This window comes from Pseudoalteromonas sp. SR44-8 (genome assembly GCF_014163635.1).
In the GTDB taxonomy this organism is placed as follows: domain Bacteria; phylum Pseudomonadota; class Gammaproteobacteria; order Enterobacterales; family Alteromonadaceae; genus Pseudoalteromonas; species Pseudoalteromonas rhizosphaerae.
In genome coordinates this window covers 90,178-108,953 of the sequence record NZ_JACJDS010000003.1, presented here as the reverse complement: position 1 = coordinate 108,953, position 18,776 = coordinate 90,178, and the positions used below count along the sequence as shown (strand labels likewise).

The following is an 18,776-nucleotide window of genomic DNA, read 5'->3' as shown; positions in this document are numbered from 1 at the left end:
AAAAGCGAGCCTTATGAAGGCTCGCTTTTTTATGTTTAATCGAGTTGTAATTTAGTTAATAGCTTTATCAACTTTTTGATCACTAACCGTTCAGGCAAACTATTAGCCGTTAAAAAGTAGCTTGCTCAAAGTAGCGAATATCATCAAGGGTGTTGCTGATCATCATTGCGCCCTCTAATAAACTCACTGTTTTAATCGCAGCACGTTCAGGATTAAGCTCTCCATTTATTTTATGTGCTTGAGTTAACCAGGCTAAATTTTTAATGAAAAAGCGCTTTACTTCATCGCGCACTTTATCAGGAAGGCTGTCACTTTGTGCGCCAAGTAAGCCACATAAACACATTTTTTTATCCATCACTAACGCATTTCTAAATAATTGCGTGTAAATATCGATTGGATTTTTACCGTTTGCTTTATGTGCCTCCGGTTCGCCAAGCACAGCGATAAAGGCATCAGTGTATTGATGCGCGAGTTCAGCACCTAAATCAGCTTTGGTCGGAAAATGATAATGCACACTCGCACTTTTAATACCAATTTCATTCGCCAACTCTCTAAAGCTAAAATTGCTATAGCCACCAAGTCTAACCTTATTTTCTGCTGCTTTTAACAGGGCTGCTTTTTTTGTCATTTTAAAACTTCCTTCATATCGCTGCAAAAAATTATCAACCAGTAGGTAGTTATTTTCAAGCTCTTTTATTTTTAGTTTGCAAAGATCGAGATCTTAATATAAATTACCTATCAGTAGGTAGGTGGGTAGTTTAATCTTGCCAATATTAGTTCAAACTGTGGTTAAAAATATAAAGAGATAATTATGAAAATTTATGACGTAGAAAACTTTCCTAATCCATTACGTGTACGTATTGCACTTGCTGAAAAAAATGCGACTGACAAAGTAGAATTTGTTGCTGTTGATTTATTAAATGGTGAGCATCGTACTGAAGCCTTTTTAGCTAAAAACCCCTTAGCAGGCGTGCCTGTTTTAGAGCTAGATGACGGGACATATATAGCAGAATGCACCGCGATTACTGAATACATTGATAGTTCTTTTGCTGGCCCTTCATTAACCGGTGTTGAGGCAAAAGAACGCGCGGTGATTAATATGATGCAAAAGCGTGCGGAGTCAATGGTCCTTGATGCTGTAGCCAGTTACTTTCATCATGCAACGGATGGCTTAGGCCCAGCACTTGAAACCTATCAAAATGTTGCTTGGGGAGAAAAGCAAGGTGAAAAAGCGCGCCAAGGCTTTGTTTATTTTAATACAGTGTTAGCCAATTCTGCTTATGTTGCCGGTGAGAATTTTAGTGTTGCAGATATTACTTTGTACGCCGGTCTGGTGTTTGCAGGCTTTGCGAAAATTGCTATTCCTAGTGAGCTATCACATTTAATTGCATGGCAACAAAAGGTCGCTCAACGTCCAAGCATTGCCGCTTAGTTATCAATTTATAATGTGGAGCTACTTATGAAAATTGCAGCTGATTTTAGCGAACGTGTTGTTGTGCATAGCGAATCGTTAGAATGGATAGCCTCACCGATGGCGGGTGTTGATAGGCGTCCACTTGATAGAGTGGGCGATGAGGTTGCACGCGCAACCAGCATTGTACGTTATGCGCCAAACAGCCATTTTTCTGCCCATACACATACCGGCGGTGAAGAATTTATTGTGCTTGAAGGTGTTTTTCAAGATGAACATGGTGATTTCCCCAAGGGTTCTTATATTCGTAATCCGCCTGAGTCAAAACATACACCAAGCTCTGAAAACGGGTGCGTTATATTTGTAAAATTATGGCAGTTTCAGCCAGAGGACAGAGAGCATGTTCGCTTGCAAACTAATACCATGCACGGTGTTCCTCACCCTGAGTTTAGTGATGTAAATGTAGCTCCTCTTTATAAAGACGCCTTTGAAGAGGTGAGTATTTTAGCATTTGCACCTAACAGTGAAATATCGTTAAACGCCTTGGGTGGGGGCGAGCTTTTAGTTCTTGAAGGCTCGCTTGAAGAGCAGGGCGATACATTAGTAAAACACAGCTGGTTAAGAGTGCCGCCTAACAGCGAAATTAAAGCAATAGCAGGCAGTGAAGGAGCCAGAGTTTGGCTTAAAATCGGTCATTTAACAGATGTTGAAAACCAAATAGCACGGCTTAAAAATGCATAATTAAGCATTTAATTAAAATAGGCACAATAAAAGTATATGTGCCTGTTTTTTGATCTACTTCACTATTGGTTACTAAGCTATCACCTATACTCAATGCTCATTTTATTGCGGAGTTCGGGTTATGGTAAATTTAACACACGGCTTATCTATTGGTATTGAGCGCTCTGGTTGCGAGTTTTTTTTAACCTTAAAAGCCATAGGCACACTCACTCACAAAGATTATGAAGTGATTACGCCGATGATAGACTCTGCGCTTGGCGAAGTTAAACATCCTATTGTTAATGTACTCATAGATGGAACTGAGCTTGATGGCTGGGAACTTAGAGCCGCATGGGATGATTTAAAACTTGGCTTAAAACACAACAAAGAGTTTAAAAAAATAGCCATATACGGCAACAAAGACTGGCAATCAACCATCGCTAAATTAGGCAGTTGGTTTGTATCAGGTGAAATTCAATATTTTGAGAACGCCACTGCGGCTTTAGAATGGTTAAAAAGTAATGATGAAGAAGTAGATGCTTAAATAAAGGCCATAATCGGCCTTTATTTTTAAAGTATTTATACCAATTCGCTTAATTAAGTGATCTATTTTGAGGCTGGAAAAACGTGTTGATAGCTAGGCAAAAAATTTGCTATTTAGTTGTTCTAAATGAGAATTTTTTAACGCAGATAGCGACACGTTTAGCCCCGTAAAATTATTAAGTATTATTGCGGATTGGTATTATACCTCTTGAAGTGTAGGTAATGCTGGAAAAGCCCCCTTGGCTAAGCAGGCTTTAGAGCCACAGCGAAGGCCGAAATTTAAAGCGCGTTTTACTATTTGCTGATTGTTGAGTTTATCCGTGAGCAATATATTTTCATCATTATGATTTAAATAATACAAAACCCCGGCAATAAACGCATCGCCCGCACTGGTGGTATCAACCGCCGTAATAATTGGTGCAGCTTCAGTAAATGTAAATACGTTATGGTAAACCGTTGCCGGTGCAGGGCCATCGGTTAAAAATACCAATTTAACACCTGTATCTAAAATAGATTGTAAATAATCATCAGGTGCTTGCTGTGTTTGCTCAGCTAAAAAGTTCAGCTCATCACGCGATAGCTTAACAATATCGCAATAGGCGTAACACGCGTGTACATTTTGCTCAATGTCATTGCTATTTTGCCACAAGCTATAGCGTAAATTCACATCAAAGCTGACTAGCTTATGGTTCTTTTTAGCCAGCTTTAAAGCATTGATCGTGGTGCGCGCAATGGCTAAATTAGTTAACGTGTTGGAACAAAAGTGTAGGGTACTCAATTCATCCCATTTGATATGGTTTAAATGCTCACTCGTTAACAGTAAATCGGCGGTATTGTGGCGATAAAAATTAAAGCTGCGTTCACCGGTTTCATCCAAACTGACAATAACCACGGCCGTTTGAGAGTCTTTAATTGTAAATAAGTACTCTGTACTTACCTTATATTGCGCAAGCGATTTACTTAATTGTTTAGCAAAATAGTCATCGCCCATACCGCCACAAAAAGCCGCTTTGCCGCCCAGTTTGGCATAACCTACCGCTACATTGGCAGGAGCGCCGCCAGCAATGGGCAAATAAGCACTGTTTTGAGAATCTTGCGGCAGCATATCAATAAGCAGCTCGCCAAGGCTAAGTAATTTGGTCATATTGTAAATCCTAAAAAACCTAGCAAGGGCTAGGTCAAAAGTAGTGGGAGAGTCTTTCAAGGTAAATAGATGTTAGGAGATCAAGCGCTGAAAATACATTATTCAGCGCTTAAAAATACTAAAGTTCGGTTAATTAAATAGGTATTTAAGTGTTAGTGACGTTGTACGGCCGTTAATAGTGCGGGCACGAATAATATTATTATCTGGGATAGAACCTTCTTCGGCTTCAGTAATACCGACTGTATCAAATAGGTTATTTACATTAAGCGCGATGCTAAGGTTTTCAGATAAATCGTAGCTTACAAAGCCATTTACTTGGGTGTAACCATCAAATTTAAGGTCGTTGTTGTCTTGAGCGTATGCATCGGTAGTACCAATAAAGCTTACACCAGCTGCACCTTTCTCGTAGCTATAACGCGCCATTAGTGAGTAAATTAAATCTGCTTGGCGTCGAGGCGTATTACCTTCTACTTCCGGTGTTAGTGCATCTTTAACGATTTCAGCATCGGTCCAGGTTAAGTTACCGCGAAAATCCCACGCATCGATGAAGTAAGTTGATTCAATCTCAATCCCTTTGGCTTCGTATTCACGGTCGAAAAAGGTTTGTGATGTAGCTTCAAAATTTTGCTCTTCAGTTTCTGCATAAAAAGCAGTTGCAAATACAGAGAAGGAATCAAAACGTTTTTTAACCCCAAACTCATATTGATTAACTTCATCTACAGCATCTTCTTTCGCAACAGAGCCATCTGCACGTACTTTACCAAATAAAAGTCGGTCAGCATTCGCTCGTCCGCCTTTACTGATACGAGCAAATGTTGCCAGACTTGGGTCAATTTGATAGTTAGCACCAATTGAATAAGATGTGTAGTTCCAGTCGTAGTTAACTGGGCTGGCATTAGTAATATCAATGCCTGCAACATTTTGTTCAGGAACGGATATTTCACCATCACGATTCATATCAACTGTAGAGGTTACTGCACCTGCGTAATTACCGCGAGCTTCCCCACTATCGTAACGGGCACTTGCATCAATACTTACATCGCCAAGTTTTGTAGAAAATGCAACGTACGGGGCGCGAGTGTCGTATTCTGTGTCGTAATCACGCTGACAACAGTTACCCCAAAAAGGTGTTCCGTATGCGTATAAACCATTTTCAGAAAACTCAGTACCATCGGCAGCTGTGACATTTAATAAGGCTGCGTTATCGCCCTTAAGCTCCATTAGATAAGAGTTCCATAACCACGACATGGCAATGTTTTGCGTTGATGCGTAGTAACCAAACGTAATGCTGGTGTCGTCATCGAGCGATTTAGTCAATTTAAAGTCGTTCACAATAGAGTCAAAGTCGTTCATTGTGACGTCAAACGTATGAATACGCATTGCTAAATTGTCTTTAAATGCAGCCCCAGTATTTGCATTGCTGAGTGTTGCACCTGCGCCGCCAATACTTTCTGCAATCGACGTTGCACTGCCTACTTCAGCAGGAATAAGTGAATTAAAGTTACCGCTTACAGATGATTTACGAAAACGGTTTTCGATACGCCAATCATTATCTAAGTCAAATACTGCTTCAAAGCCAATTGAGTCAACGTTAGGGTTCATACCGTCGCGAATATCGCCACTGCTAATTTGGTTTTCGCCGTTTAGACGCACTGTTTTTGTAAATAATGCCGAGTGTGGTGTATCCGATTGTGCGTCAAACCCAGGGATAGAATCGCCATTTGCATACATTGGCATCGGTAAGTAACCTACGCTTTTATCATCTAAATGCTTGTAATAAATTCGAACATAGCCGTTTTCAAAATCTTTGGTTAGGTTGGCTTTAATTTGCCCGCCTTTATTTGATGTGTAACCTGTTTCGCGTGGACCTTCACCTTGGCGAACAAAGCCACCGACATGAAAACGTACACTATCGCTTAGGTAAGTACCGTATTCAAAGTCTGTACGAACGCTATCGTAATCGAGGCCCAGAGTAGTTGATACGCTGCCTGATTCGTTTTCACCATTTTTAGAAATAAAGTTAATAATGCCACCAGGTGCATTACTTGCAGCCGTCGATGCTGAGCCGCCACGAATTGATTCGATTGTTTGTACGGTATTATCTAAGCGCATAAAAATATCAGCGTTACCAAAAGCGATATCACCGTATTGCAGTACAGGTAAACCGTCTTCTTGTAATTGTAAAAATTTCGCACCGCCAGATGCCACAGGTAAACCACGCACAGCAATGTTTGCGTTACCTTCACCACCGGTCGATTCTGCGCGAATACCCGGAATGATTCTAAACGCCTCAGCGGTTGAGCGAGGTGTAGACACTTCAACTTGTTCAAGCGACAAGCTACTGACTGATACGCTTGATGCCATAATCGTTGTACGACGTGGTACACCAGTTACAACGATTGTTTCAAGACCTTTGTTAGCTTGTACTTGAGAATTTTGATCTTCTTGTTGCGCATGTACGCCTTGGCTTACGGCAAGTGCTAATGCACTGATTAAATATAAAGGTGTGTTGTGTGTTGTCATGGTTACGCCTCGTTGTGTTGAACCCAATTGGATTTGTATTTTTACTTAATCGATTAAGTAAAAATAACAAATATTTTACAAGAAGCAAATTATTTTGTGCTTAATTTGCTCTTTTTTTATTCATTCATTGATTTATAAAGTATTTTTTATTGTCTTAGAATATAGGTTTACTCAGTTACAGGGTTATCTTGCTGTAAAGCCGTTGCTGATGGATCTTTAAAATAATTAAACAGCATAGCTAAAAATAAAATGACAGCAAAGCCCGTAGCTAAATAAAAACCGTAACGCACATGGCCAAAGTAATCGCTGATCATACCCATGAACAAGGGTGCTAAAGCCGCCGAAAGTGCGGTAAAAAATAATATCACGCCCGCCACAGCACCGTGCTGTTGCACTGCAAAGCAGGATATACCTTTAGAGTTTAAAGTCGGATAAACCATCGACATAAATAACCCCGAAAGCGGCAATAAACCCACAGCCCAATCAACGCCACCGAATAATGTACCGACATAACACAGCGCAATGCCTAAGCTTAAATAGGCCATAACACCTTGCCAGCTATAGCGGTTTAGTAACCATACGGCAATAAATCGCCCTGCGGCACGCAGTACAAAAAATATTGTCAATGCATAGGTTGCAAGTAGTGGCCAAGAGCCAGTGTAATCTTTTAACAGCGTAGGCATCCATACATAAATAGCAACCTCCGTGGCCACATAAAGGGCAATTGCCAGAGAAAAACCTAGCGCATACGGATTTTTGATCATTTTCATGGTGGTGGCAAGCGAAGTGGGCTTTGCTGTGGTTTTTACAACGGCTGGGTAGTCTGCACGCCACGCTAGTAAAGCGAGAATTAAACACATTACACCTGCAATAATGTACAGGTAAGTCCAGCTTACATTTTGCACCAGTAAGACGCCTACTAGAGCTGGCCCTACAATGGCGCCTATGCCAAAAAAGCCTTCTACCTTATTCATCGTTTTAGTGTGATCTTCGTTACTATGTGAAATATCACCAAGTAACGCAAGCGCACCCGTTTTAAATAAACCAATGGCTAAGCCTATGCAGCAAAGTAGCAATAAAAAGAAGGTAAAGCTGGTGCTAAACGCAAACAAGAAACAGCTCGCCGAAAATATTAAAAGGCCTAGCATGATGGTTGTTTTACGCCCTAAACTGTCTGCTAAAAAACCTAAAAACAATCCACTAAAAGCAATTAGCGCCATAGGTGCATAATGGAACGCGCTTGCTTGGGTCATGCTTAAACCAAACTCTTTAATAAGTTCAGGTATGATCATGCCCACCGCATCAGAAGTCATGGCAAACATAAAAAACATCATATATGTAAGCCAGCGTATTTGTTGCAACGGATCGCTGCTTACGTGTGTGTGTGATTTTGTCATGTACTTTTTCCTCGTTAAATGCTCAGTTAACACTTAGTAAGTCAGTTAGTTACTTATTGTAGTATTACGTGAGCCACGATTTTTGTATGTAAAATTATTAAAAATTACTTGTAAATTCTTACTTGCTAGTTAAAGATATATCTTAATCGATTAAGTTTCAACATGGTAATCACACAATGATGAAGAATAAAGTTCAATTGATCACATATGCTGATCGAATCACTGGCCAAGATATCAACGCATTGACCGCACTTTTAAATGGTCCATTACACGGCGTGTTCGGAGGTGTCCACCTATTGCCATTCTACAATCCAATTGATGGTAGTGATGCAGGCTTTGACCCTATTGATCATAGTGCCGTGGATGAACGGATCGGTACTTGGCAAGACATTCAAGTGTTAGGAGCAGACTATGATCTGATGGCCGATTTGATTGTGAACCACGTATCGGCGCAATCCTTTCAGTTTCAGGATGTACTAGCAAAAGGTAAAGCATCACCGTTTTGGGATTTATTTTTAACTAAAGAAGATGTCTTTCCAAATGGTATGAGTGACGCCGAGCAAAAAGCGATTTATCGCCCGCGCCCTGGCAGTTGTTTTACTCCAATGCCATGTGGCGATGGTCAAACGTATGATTTTTGGACCACGTTTACCGATAATCAAATCGACATTAATGTTAAAGTTGCTGCGGGCGTTGCGTATTTAAATAATGTATTAACAAAGTTCTCTGCTAATAACGTTAATATTATTCGTTTAGATGCGGCGGGTTACGCGATTAAGCAAGCTGGCACAAACTGCTTTATGCTAGATGAAACGTTTGATTATTTAGATAAGTTATCGGCGCAAGCTAATGCATTGGGTATGGAAACAATTGCTGAAATTCACAGCCATTATCAAACTCAAGTTGACGTCGCAAAGCGGGTCAATATGGTTTATGACTTCGCATTACCACCATTGATTTTGCACAGCTTATTTACCAATAATAGTGATGCACTTGTAAAGTGGTTAAATATTTCACCACGTAATTGCTTAACAGTACTCGATACCCACGATGGCATTGGTATTATTGATGCGGGTCCAATGGGTGATAAGCCAGGATTATTAAATGCAGCGCAAATTGATAATCTAGTTGAAACTATTCATGCAAATAGCAACAACCAAAGCCGCCAAGCAACTGGGGCTGCTGCCAGTAATGTCGACTTGTACCAAGTAAATTGCACTTATTACAATGCGTTAGGTGCAAATGATTTTGACTATTTAGTTGCGCGCGCGATTCAATTTTTTGCACCCGGCGTACCACAAGTTTACTACGGTGGCTTATTCGCAGCTAAAAATGATATGGCGTTACTAGCAAAATCAAATGTAGGTCGTGATATTAATCGTCCATATTTAGATGCTGATATCATTGCGCAGTCTCTTGCAAAGCCTGTTGTACAGGGATTACTAAAATTAATTGAGATACGTAATACTCACAGTGCCTTTGCAGGTGAGTTTAGTGTTGAAGGTGATGACAATAGTTGTGCTTTAAAGTGGCTATTAAACGACAGTGAAATTGTCCTAAAAGTTAATTTTGCACGTCGCGAAGCGTTAATAATTGAACGCACTGGGAATGAGCAAATACTCACCTCACTAAATGATTTGTTAAACTAAATTAAACCTTACAATCAGTCACTTATCAGCCACTATGACCTAACTGTAATTGGTAGTTGATAAGTGCTTTTTGCTCTTCTTTGCTAATAAATAAATTAGCTGCTAACGATCCTTTTTCTTCACTATTTTGATGAATTGTTGTTAATGTTGGCATAGAGCGCTGCGCTTCATCAATGCCATCAAATCCAACAATTCGCAATTCTTGGGGTATTTTTATACCTATTTTAACTGCTTCGCGAATTGCCGCGAGGGCAATAAGATCACTCATACAAAGTAATACATTGGGTCTAGGTATGCAGTTGAGCGCCTCTTTTGCTGCGATGCTCGCATAACGTTCGCTACTTTCTGGAATATTCCAAGTTCTATCGTCACCTAAGGTAATGTTAACTTCGCTTAATGCTTTTTGATAACCTCGTAATCTTTGATGTGCAATTGATTGACCGGCTTCGCATTCATGGTGCTCATATACACGACACAATACATTTTCATCTAATAACCGCAGTCCCAATATAGCGACCTGATCAGCACTGCTTTTTAATACGTGTTTAGCCACTTCATAACTAGCTTGTTCGTTATCTATGTTTACTGAGGCATTACGATCAATATCAAAATCAACGGTAACCACATGTTTGGGTACAATTTTTAATTGATCTACAAGTGATTGATTGCGCGGACGACCATAACAAATAAAGCCATCAACAAAATCTAATACGCTGTTAAGGTTTTGACTATTTCCCGAAAATAATAATAAGTTAATATTGTTTTTTTCAAGGATAGAAGCCACACCACGCATAAAACTACTGGCCACAGGATCCGACACCATATACTCAATACTGTCAGGTAATACCAGCGCAACAATATTAAATTTACCACGGCGTAATGATTGCGCTGCTTTATTGGGTCCAAAATAGCCAAGCTCTTTACACGCCAATAAAATAGACTCGCGACGACTTTTTGATAGTTGATCTGGACGATTAAATGCATTTGAAACGGTGGCGTTAGAAACGCCTAATTCTTTGGCGATGCTTTTTAATGTCCAATGTTTTTTTTGGGTCATACGACTTCTCATGATAGTGAACGCGATTCACTAATAAATTACCATATTTCACGCTAAATCAAAGTGTTAATTATATTGTAGCGTGTATAGCAAGTTACGTAATTAGGTATTAGGAACAAGAATGAACTAGAAAGTGGTTGTTATTAATAATAAAGTACTGGCTTTTTTATATCTGCTAGCTTACTAACTCACACGTTACTGTTTGGGTGATTTTTCACAAAGTCGCCTTATCATTTATATCTTTACATATGTACCATTTTTGATGATAAAGTACTGTTGTTTTCTATTTTGCTACAACTAATGAATTAAAAATTTTTTAGTTTTAGGCAAAGTATATTGTATGTAATGGCGATTATATGTTGCAAATTGCGTCCTCGATAACCCGTTCTGGATTGAAATAATAAAATTTATCAAAGGTAAATTATGAAAATGAATAGATTGATTTTGGCGTTACCGTTATTAGGATCAAGCTCTATGGCGCTTGCTAATACGACCCATCAGCGCGTATTCAAGCCACAAGCTGCGATTGTTGAACGTGTGCATCATCATGGCGTTGAACACGGCCATAATGAAAAAGCACCAATAGCACAGCTGCAATCACAACCCCAAAAATTTAGTATGTTAATGATGCGTAGCCAAGCTGCAACAGTCAGCTGCGATTTAAATGCACTGGCTAATGCTAGTTCAACGAGCATTATTACTGAGCTTAAAAATCAAGGTAGTGGCTGTGTTAATGAACTATTTAGTGCATCAGCATCAACTCAGAGCCTAGTATTTAGTTCTGATAATATGTATGCGGTTGCTAATCATGCAAAGTCACTCTCACAGACTTATGCTGGCGGTGGTGACATTGAACTCGAGGCATTGTTCCTATATTTACGAGCTGGTTTTTATGCGGAATTTTACAACGACAACGTGAGCTTTAGCTCTTGGGTTACGCCTGCCGTAATTGATGCGATAGATGCTTTTGTAAACAACAGCCATTTTTATGACGATAATGACGGCCATGGTAAAACGCTTTCTGAAGTGATCATTACGATGGACAGCGCTGAACAGCAACATCGTTACTTGTATGTGGTGAAACAGTGGCTAACGCGTTTTAACGAAAGCTATGCTGCAAAATGGAATATACGCAGTGCGGTGAATGGTATTTTTACTTTGCTTTATCGCGGCCAGTGGAATGATGCATTTGTTACAGCTGTAGCTAGCGATACTGATTTAGTTACTAAGCTGAATGCATTTACCCAAAAGCAGTGGATGATTGACTCTGACGCACAATATTTAATTGTTAATGCAGCCAGTGAGCTTGCGCGCCTTAAGCAGTATTCCGACACTGCTATTCAAGCTACTGTTGATACTGGCTTAAAAGCGGTTTTTAGTACTTATAACAGCTTTGGCTATGGTGATGCAGTATGGCTTGCGGCGGCAGATTCTGTCAGTTATTACGCTGATTGTAATGACTATGGTATTTGTGGATTTGTTGATGAACTTACTCAGCAAGCGCTTTCGCAAAATTATAGCTGTAGTAGCACTATTAAAATTCGCTCACAAAATATGACTGCAGCACAACATACAGCTGCATGTGCTGCAATGGGCGCAGAAGAAGGTTTATTTCACACTAAACTTGCCACCAATAACACCCCAGTTGCCGATGATAACAACAGTTTTTTACAAGTAAATATATTTGATAGCAGCGATGATTATAGTAAATACGCAGGTGCGATTTTTGGCATTAACACCAATAATGGCGGCATGTATTTAGAAGGTGACCCCGCAGTTGTGGGTAATCAAGCAAATTTTATTGCCTATGAGGCGAGCTACGCCAATGCTGAGCATTACGTGTGGAATCTAGAGCACGAATATGTACATTACTTAGATGGTCGTTTTGACTTATATGGAAACTTTAATTCACCAACTGAAGATATCGTGTGGTGGTCAGAAGGCGTTGCAGAATATGTTGCTAATCTTGATAATAATGACGCCGCTAAAAATACCATCAGTGATGGTTCGCGTTATACCTTAGCGCAAGTATTTGCCACTAACTATGACGGTTTTGATCAAGACCGTATTTATCGCTGGGGTTACTTGGCTGTGCGCTTTATGTTCGAACGCCATTACAGTGAAATTAATGCCATGCTTGCAGATACACGCATTGGTAATTGGAGTGCTTATAAAGCGAAAACTGTGCAGTGGGCAAATAATTATGAAAACGAGTTTGTACAATGGTGTGATGACTTAGTTGCAGGTACAACCACTAATACGCCACCAATCGCATACATCAATGGACCTTATGCCGGTATGCAAAACAATGAGATCAATTTTACGAGCAATGGCAGTATTGACAGTGACGGCTCAATTGTTAGTTATCAGTGGAGCTTTGGTGATGGCAGTAGTTCTAATCAAGCAAACCCGGTGCATACTTATACAACATCAGGACAATATAGCGTATCGTTAACGGTTGTTGATAACCAAGGTGCCAGCCAAACCGCATCAACATTGGCTAGTATTGAAGAGGATAGCAGCGTTGGTAACGGCGAGTTGATAAACGCTCAACCAATGACTATTGCTGGCGAGCAAGATGAGCTGTTGTATTTCAGCTTTGATGTACCGCAAGGTGCCAGCGACTTAGTGTTTAGCTTAAGTGGTGGCACGGGCGATGCTGATTTATATGTGAGTTATGCTGCTACACCAACAATGGATAGTTATGATTGTCGTCCTTATGTCGGTGGTAATAGTGAACAATGTGTAATAAATCCTGCACAAGCAGGTGTTTATCAAGTAATGGTTCGTGGCTATAACATGTTTGATAATGTGCAATTAACTGCTTCATACACAGGAGCAAGCAGTAGTGTACCTGATGCATGTGCTACCCAAGGTAGTCGTAGCAATGGCCGTTTAAATGACGGTGAAGTGATTTGTTTGGGTAACAGCGATCCTATGTGGTTTAGTATTGCTGACGTTCAAAGTCAAAGTGGTGTGGCGATAACCACCGCTAATGGCAGTGGCGACATCAGCCTAAGTTATTCAAACAGCAGCTGGCCAAATGGCAGTAATGAACAGGCTCAGTCCAGTAATAGCGGCAATAGCGAATGTATTTATATTAGCGATCAAAGCCAATATTGGGGTTATTTAAAGGTGTCGGGCAATAGTACTGGTGCAAGTCTAGTGGTTGATTTTAATAGCCAAGGGTGTCGTTAAAATTATCATATTAAAAAAGTAAAGCACCTACAGCAAAGCCCATCTAGATGGGCTTTTTTAGTGTTGTAACTTAAGCGTTAAAGTGAGTTTAGATTGCTCGTTTATACACCGCGAGTGGATGCGAAGTACTTAACGATACGTGCACGCTATCGCCAGGGTATACCACGACTTCGTGGCTTACGCGGCTAGTAACCACTGTTTTACAGGCAAGCTCTACTGCACATAAACGACTCCCTCCTTCAAAGCGTACCCATACGACCACACCGTTGTTGCCGATCTCACCTTGTACTAGCATTACATCGTCGGGGCGAAGTAGGACATCCACCTCACCTTGTTGGCAATCTACGGCTAGAGCGGGCACATTGCCGATGGCTGTAGTTGCTTGATTATTCTCAAAAAAACCGCTAATGAAACTTGCTTCACCTAAAAAACGTGCAACAAAGCGATTGTTGGGCACACTAAAACAACGCTCAGGAGTATCAAGTTGCTGGATTTTTCCGGCCTTGAGCACACCCACACGATCGCCTATTGATAAAGCTTCTTCTTGATCATGAGTTACCCAAATTGCAGGCACGCCAGCTTTTTTCAGGGCATTTCGGATATCCCAGCGCAGCATATCTTTTAGTGCCGCATCAAGGTTTGAAAGCGGCTCATCAAGTAACACAAAGTCAGGTTGGTGGGCAAGGGTACGTGCTAGTGCAACTCGTTGTTTTTGACCGCCTGAAAGGGTGGCTGGCTTTTTATGACGAAAGTCATCAAGACCCAGAAGGGCTATCCAATGATCAGCAACGGCGGTATCTTTTAAACGAAAGCCAATGTTTTGCTCAACGGTTAAATGAGGGAATAACGCAAAGTCTTGAAATACCATACCTACGCTGCGTTTTTCAGGCGGCACAGTCAATTTGGGGGTAGCCTGCCATTTACCTAAGTTAATTTCACCTTCGCTAATAGGAATTAGTCCGGCGAGCGCTTGTAAAATTGTGCTTTTACCACAGCCCGTAGGGCCTACTAGCATGAGAATTTCACTTTCACCAAGCAACAAATTTAGGTCGCTTACTACACGGTTACTGCCATAATCTATAGACAACTGGCTTACAGATAGCATTTGTATTTAAATCCTCAATGTTCGAGTTGGTTACGTTTTTCGCCAGACATCATAATAGCTAAACCGCACGCAGAAATCAGTACTAACAATAACCCAGGGATAGCAGCACGACCAAAATAGCCCGCCTCATAAACACGCCATAAATAAGTCGATAGTGTTTCAAAACCAGTTGGGCCAAGTAATAAGGTTGCTTCTAATTCACGCATGGATTCTAAAAATACTAAAGCGGCACCGGCTATGATCCCACGGATTGTGAGTGGTAAAGTTATGCGGGTAAATGCTTCGCGCGGACTGGCGCCTAAGACCCGCGCAGATTTAACTAAACTTGGATCAAGGTGCTCAGTGCTAGTGCGCACAGAGCCTACCGCTAAGGGTAAAAAACGCAGCATATAGGCAATGATCAACAGCCCTAATGTTTGATATAAAAACGGCAATTGCAAACCACCGTAAACTAGCGCGGTGCCCATTACAATACCTGGAATACCAAAACCAAAGTAAGTAACACGCTCCATGATACGACCCGCTTTACCGCTAAGTGCAGCATGGGCAACAGGGATAGCTACAATCACCGCAACCACTGCAGCAATGGCTGAGGCATACGCTGAATTCCACGCGATGCTAAAATCAAATGAGCTAAAGCCATCACGCGCTAACCACAGCGAAAATATCGCCAGAGGTAAGCCAATGGCTAATAATAAAATAGGCGCAAAAGTGGCAAACATAGCCGCTAGTTGCCACTTACTAGGAAACAAAATTAATGGCCGGCCATGGCGTTCGCTAGCCGTTTTAATTTGTGACTCAATCAACAGTAAAAAGCCCACAATCACCAACAACTGTAACGATAACATTGCCGCACGACTTAACTCAAAAGCATTGTACTCGACATAAATAACCCGGGTAAAGGTATCAAGGCGCATCATTGCAGGTGTGCCAAAGTCAGACAAAGTATACAGGGCGACCAATAACGAACCTGCGGCGATGCCATTTACTACACGGGGTAAAATGACTTTAAATACACTTTCGGTCATCGACATACCTAAGGTGCGGGCCGCATTAACCATGCTTGCATCAAGACTAAGTAAAGATGAGCGGGTAGTCATCATTACAAATGGAAATGTGTAAAGAGTCATGACAATAGCTGCGCCGCTGAGTCCATCCATCGATGGCAGTTCAATACCAAGTAGATTATGTATCTCTCCGCCGGAGCCAAAAGCCGCATAAAGCGTAAATGCACCAATGTAACTGGGAATGGCTAGAGGCGCGGCAAAAAACACCAGCCATACTTTTTTAAACGGTAAACGCACATAAGCGCTGATAAATGCTAACGGTACCCCGATTAAAATAGAACCAATGACCGTTAATACCATCAAGGACAAAGTATTGCCGAGAATACTTAAATTATGATTATCAAACAAAGAGCTGGCATCAGTGGCCAGCGTTATTAAAATAAAGATAGGAGATAAAACAATAAGCGCTGCAAGCAGCGCCATTGGGTAAGAAGCTGGTAGTCGCATTACAGTACGCCGCTATTTCGCATCAAAGCTATGGTTGGCCGAAGATCAGCTAACTGTGTTAAGTCCACTTTGGGTGGTGAAATATTGGCTAAAGATGGTAACCCTTCAGGTAGAGGGACACCATTTACCAGCGGAATTTCATAGGCTTCACGAGCCAAGTAACCTTGCACTTCGATGCTTAATAAATAGCGCATAAAGTGAGTGGCAAGAGGGTCGTCGTTCAATGCCAAAATACCTGATGCATTGACTAAACAGCCAGCATCTTGTTGGGTAAATGCTAAATCAAGTTTGGCATCTGGTTTGCCTGATTTTAAACGTAAGGTGTAATAGTGATTAGCAAAACCAATATCCACTTCACCACGTTCAACGGCCATTACTACACCCAACTCACCGGCATAGGTTTTAGCACGCTTCTTAATCTTTTTCAGCCATTTCGCTGTTTTATCGTCACCTTCGAGAATACGCATTGCCGTTACAAATGATTGAAACGATGCATACGCAGGTGCCCAGCCAATGCTTAAGTCACTATCAGCAATGTCCATAATACTGGTTGGAATTTGCTCTTTGGTCAAACGCGAAGTGTTATAGGGTATAGTGCGCACACGACCGGTGACAGGGGCCCAATCTTTATAGCGAAACTGTGGTTGCAACTGCGCTGATAAATCACTCGGAATAGGTTGTGCAAGGCCGGCATCTGAAACCAAGCCAATAGCGCCAGAATCAACAGCCCAAAACAAATCGGCTCTACGCACCCCTGCTTTTGCTTCAGCAACAATGGTATTGGCTAAAGCTGCTGTAGGACCACGACGAATGCCTAGTTTAAAGTTGGGGTTTCTGTCTTGAATTGCTTGTAGCACATTTTCATACAAACCACCTTCACCACGACCTAGGTATAAGGTCAGCTCACCTTCAAGTTTAGGTAAGTCATCAACAGACACTGGGTTTGCTATGTTGGCAGCTAGTGCGCGAGAAAGAGGCAATGGTAATGCACCGATTGCCCCAAACGCAGCTAGGCCTTGTATAAAGGTCCTACGCTTCACTTAAAATACATCCTTACGTGCTTTTTCGGCTTTTTCGAGTAATACCTTAGCGCGGTCTAATTTAGTGTGCATGCTACTCACCACTTCGCGTACTTCATCAACACTTTTGTTATCTGAAATTGCTTTTGGCAGTGTCACGTTAAAATCTTTTTCTAATATTTCAACAAGTTTGGCATCTTGTTCGATAAGTGTGCCTTCAACACCTTCAAATAGGTGAAGGTAAGTATCGTGCACAATGCTGGTTGCTTCATCACTTAAACGCTCTGCATATTTGGCAATGACACGATCAAGTTTATGTTTAATTTCATCGATTGTAGCACTTTGCGTCATGCTTGTGGTTGCAGTTGCTTTAACGTTTGCAAGCAAACCTTTTTGTTGAAATTGCGCCGCTAGTTTAACTGCGCCAAGACCTTGCCACAAGGCAGCATTCATAGCTTGTTGTTCTTTACGAGCTTCAGTCGCCGGCTTGTTATTATCAATGGCCATTTTTACGCCATAAATACCTTGCCAGATTGACGCATATACCGGCACAAAATTTGTTTCAATCGCGCTGTGAAACTTCACTGATTCCCAATATTCGATTAAGTCATCGCTTTTTACTGCTTTTGCGCCTTTGCTTTCATAGTTGCTTACCATGGTATCGACTTTGCCGATCATCCATTCAACTTCTTCTGAGTAATCTTTGATATTTGCTTGTAAGTGATTTACATGTTCGCCAATAGGGCCATTAGCAAATGCAGGTTGCGCAACAAATGCTGATACTAAAAGAAGGCTCACACCTAAGGTGGTAGCTGATTTAAATACTGCTTTCATAATAGAGGATCCGAAAGGTAATTGTAAATGATAGCCATTATCATATCCATAAAGATGACTAAAAGCAATATACCTAAATTAGCCTTTGAATGCCCATTTTATCTCTGTTTATAAAGCATTTGTTTGTATTAGGGCGGTTGTAATGATTTGTCGATATAAACCTTAACCGCAGGATCGGTTGGTTTATGAGCGAAAGTAACAAAAAAATACATTTTTCTTTGCTTCAATTGAATTTACAGCAGCACAGAGTCTATCGACAGGTTACTTGCTACTAATTCAAATTTATTTTTTGCACTAGGAAACAATAATTACATGCCTAGGCTAGCAAGTCGTCTTTGGCTGATAAAAAGGATTATGATGAAAAGACAAGTACATTTATGAAGTGATAAAATACGCATGCTTTCTTTAATTAAACTTGCCACACTTTTTAAATGCGTTGACAATACAAAGGCAAAATTTACTAGGTAATTGTAGTAAAATAGCAACTCGGATATGGTTTGTGTTTCACAGCTATAATCTAAAGAAGAGTTAACTATTCTGCTTGCTGTGACTTTTAGCTGTTTAGTAATAGTAATAAATACTATCTATGCATTCTGTGCTACTTATGCAAAATCAAAGCTATCCTCGCAAAAAAGGGGGACGATACTTAATAAGGTCAGTGG

General features: G+C 40.8%; 14 protein-coding genes. 5 read left to right on the top strand and 9 right to left on the bottom strand.

Going from position 1 to position 18,776, the window contains the following annotated elements:
• Nucleotides 1-109: 109 nt before the first annotated feature.
• Nucleotides 110-628 (bottom strand): TetR/AcrR family transcriptional regulator, encoded by a 519-nt coding sequence (locus H5183_RS02145; RefSeq protein WP_182730804.1) that lies wholly within the window; start codon nt 626-628, stop codon nt 110-112.
• 183 nt (nt 629-811) lie between these two features.
• Here H5183_RS02145 and H5183_RS02140 point away from each other — a divergent pair, with 183 nt between their 5' ends.
• From H5183_RS02140 to H5183_RS02130, 3 genes are all read left to right on the top strand, one after another.
• Nucleotides 812-1,432 carry a glutathione S-transferase gene (locus H5183_RS02140; protein WP_182730803.1) on the top strand — a complete coding sequence of 207 codons (621 nt, stop codon included), beginning with the start codon at nt 812-814 and terminating at the stop codon, nt 1,430-1,432.
• Nucleotides 1,433-1,459: 27 nt separating this feature from the next.
• Entirely contained in the window at nt 1,460-2,152 is a 693-nt protein-coding gene (locus H5183_RS02135; protein ID WP_145234512.1) for a cupin domain-containing protein, read from the top strand.
• 121 nt (nt 2,153-2,273) lie between these two features.
• Nucleotides 2,274-2,675 (top strand): STAS/SEC14 domain-containing protein, encoded by a 402-nt coding sequence (locus tag H5183_RS02130; RefSeq protein ID WP_182730802.1) that lies wholly within the window; start codon nt 2,274-2,276, stop codon nt 2,673-2,675.
• A 198-nt stretch (nt 2,676-2,873) separates the two neighbouring features.
• Here H5183_RS02130 and H5183_RS02125 read toward each other — a convergent pair whose 3' ends face one another.
• The 3 genes from H5183_RS02125 to H5183_RS02115 all read right to left on the bottom strand — a co-directional run bounded on the left by H5183_RS02125 (nt 2,874) and on the right by H5183_RS02115 (nt 7,738).
• Complete coding sequence (locus tag H5183_RS02125) at nt 2,874-3,818, bottom strand: carbohydrate kinase (protein WP_182730801.1); 945 nt, start codon at nt 3,816-3,818, stop codon at nt 2,874-2,876.
• A 129-nt stretch (nt 3,819-3,947) separates the two neighbouring features.
• On the bottom strand, nt 3,948-6,341 hold the full coding sequence (locus H5183_RS02120) for a TonB-dependent siderophore receptor (protein ID WP_182730800.1): 2,394 nt from the start codon (nt 6,339-6,341) through the stop codon (nt 3,948-3,950).
• 167 nt (nt 6,342-6,508) lie between these two features.
• Nucleotides 6,509-7,738: a sugar MFS transporter gene (locus H5183_RS02115; RefSeq protein ID WP_149981806.1), complete on the bottom strand. Its 1,230-nt coding sequence runs from the start codon at nt 7,736-7,738 to the stop codon at nt 6,509-6,511.
• A 176-nt stretch (nt 7,739-7,914) separates the two neighbouring features.
• Here H5183_RS02115 and gtfA point away from each other — a divergent pair, with 176 nt between their 5' ends.
• Nucleotides 7,915-9,387, top strand: a complete 1,473-nt coding sequence (gene gtfA, locus H5183_RS02110; RefSeq protein ID WP_182730799.1) for a sucrose phosphorylase — start codon at nt 7,915-7,917, stop codon at nt 9,385-9,387.
• A gap of 25 nt (nt 9,388-9,412) precedes the next feature.
• On the opposite strand, the gene H5183_RS02105 is transcribed toward gtfA, so the two are convergent.
• Nucleotides 9,413-10,444, bottom strand: a complete 1,032-nt coding sequence (locus tag H5183_RS02105) for a LacI family DNA-binding transcriptional regulator (protein ID WP_145234500.1) — start codon at nt 10,442-10,444, stop codon at nt 9,413-9,415.
• Nucleotides 10,445-10,867: 423 nt separating this feature from the next.
• On the opposite strand from H5183_RS02105, the gene H5183_RS02100 reads away from it, so the two are divergent.
• Nucleotides 10,868-13,642, top strand: a complete 2,775-nt coding sequence (locus H5183_RS02100; protein ID WP_182730798.1) for a collagenase — start codon at nt 10,868-10,870, stop codon at nt 13,640-13,642.
• An 88-nt stretch (nt 13,643-13,730) separates the two neighbouring features.
• Here H5183_RS02100 and H5183_RS02095 read toward each other — a convergent pair whose 3' ends face one another.
• From H5183_RS02095 to H5183_RS02080, 4 genes are read right to left on the bottom strand one after another with little or no spacing between them, the layout of a single operon-like run.
• Nucleotides 13,731-14,747 (bottom strand): ABC transporter ATP-binding protein, encoded by a 1,017-nt coding sequence (locus tag H5183_RS02095; RefSeq protein WP_149981802.1) that lies wholly within the window; start codon nt 14,745-14,747, stop codon nt 13,731-13,733.
• 14 nt (nt 14,748-14,761) lie between these two features.
• The gene (locus H5183_RS02090) at nt 14,762-16,261 is read right to left on the bottom strand and encodes an iron ABC transporter permease (RefSeq protein ID WP_182730797.1); all 1,500 of its coding nucleotides are present in this window, start codon (nt 16,259-16,261) and stop codon (nt 14,762-14,764) included.
• On the bottom strand, nt 16,261-17,301 hold the full coding sequence (locus H5183_RS02085) for an extracellular solute-binding protein (protein WP_145234493.1): 1,041 nt from the start codon (nt 17,299-17,301) through the stop codon (nt 16,261-16,263). Before H5183_RS02085 ends, H5183_RS02090 begins: the two co-directional genes overlap by 1 nt.
• Nucleotides 17,302-18,114, bottom strand: coding sequence for a hypothetical protein (locus H5183_RS02080; protein ID WP_182730796.1), 813 nt, complete (start codon nt 18,112-18,114; stop codon nt 17,302-17,304).
• Nucleotides 18,115-18,776 lie beyond the last annotated feature (662 nt).

Bases quoted from the DNA above. Each gene is read 5' to 3' on its own strand.
- H5183_RS02145 (WP_182730804.1), bottom strand. From the start codon at position 628: ATGACAAAAAAAGCAGCCCTGTTAAAAGCAGCAGAAAATAAGGTTAGA.
- H5183_RS02140 (WP_182730803.1), top strand. From the start codon at position 812: ATGAAAATTTATGACGTAGAAAACTTTCCTAATCCATTACGTGTACGT.
- H5183_RS02135 (WP_145234512.1), top strand. From the start codon at position 1,460: ATGAAAATTGCAGCTGATTTTAGCGAACGTGTTGTTGTGCATAGCGAA.
- H5183_RS02130 (WP_182730802.1), top strand. From the start codon at position 2,274: ATGGTAAATTTAACACACGGCTTATCTATTGGTATTGAGCGCTCTGGT.
- H5183_RS02125 (WP_182730801.1), bottom strand. From the start codon at position 3,818: ATGACCAAATTACTTAGCCTTGGCGAGCTGCTTATTGATATGCTGCCG.
- H5183_RS02120 (WP_182730800.1), bottom strand. From the start codon at position 6,341: ATGACAACACACAACACACCTTTATATTTAATCAGTGCATTAGCACTT.
- H5183_RS02115 (WP_149981806.1), bottom strand. From the start codon at position 7,738: ATGACAAAATCACACACACACGTAAGCAGCGATCCGTTGCAACAAATA.
- gtfA (WP_182730799.1), top strand. From the start codon at position 7,915: ATGATGAAGAATAAAGTTCAATTGATCACATATGCTGATCGAATCACT.
- H5183_RS02105 (WP_145234500.1), bottom strand. From the start codon at position 10,444: ATGACCCAAAAAAAACATTGGACATTAAAAAGCATCGCCAAAGAATTA.
- H5183_RS02100 (WP_182730798.1), top strand. From the start codon at position 10,868: ATGAAAATGAATAGATTGATTTTGGCGTTACCGTTATTAGGATCAAGC.
- H5183_RS02095 (WP_149981802.1), bottom strand. From the start codon at position 14,747: ATGCTATCTGTAAGCCAGTTGTCTATAGATTATGGCAGTAACCGTGTA.
- H5183_RS02090 (WP_182730797.1), bottom strand. From the start codon at position 16,261: ATGCGACTACCAGCTTCTTACCCAATGGCGCTGCTTGCAGCGCTTATT.
- H5183_RS02080 (WP_182730796.1), bottom strand. From the start codon at position 18,114: ATGAAAGCAGTATTTAAATCAGCTACCACCTTAGGTGTGAGCCTTCTT.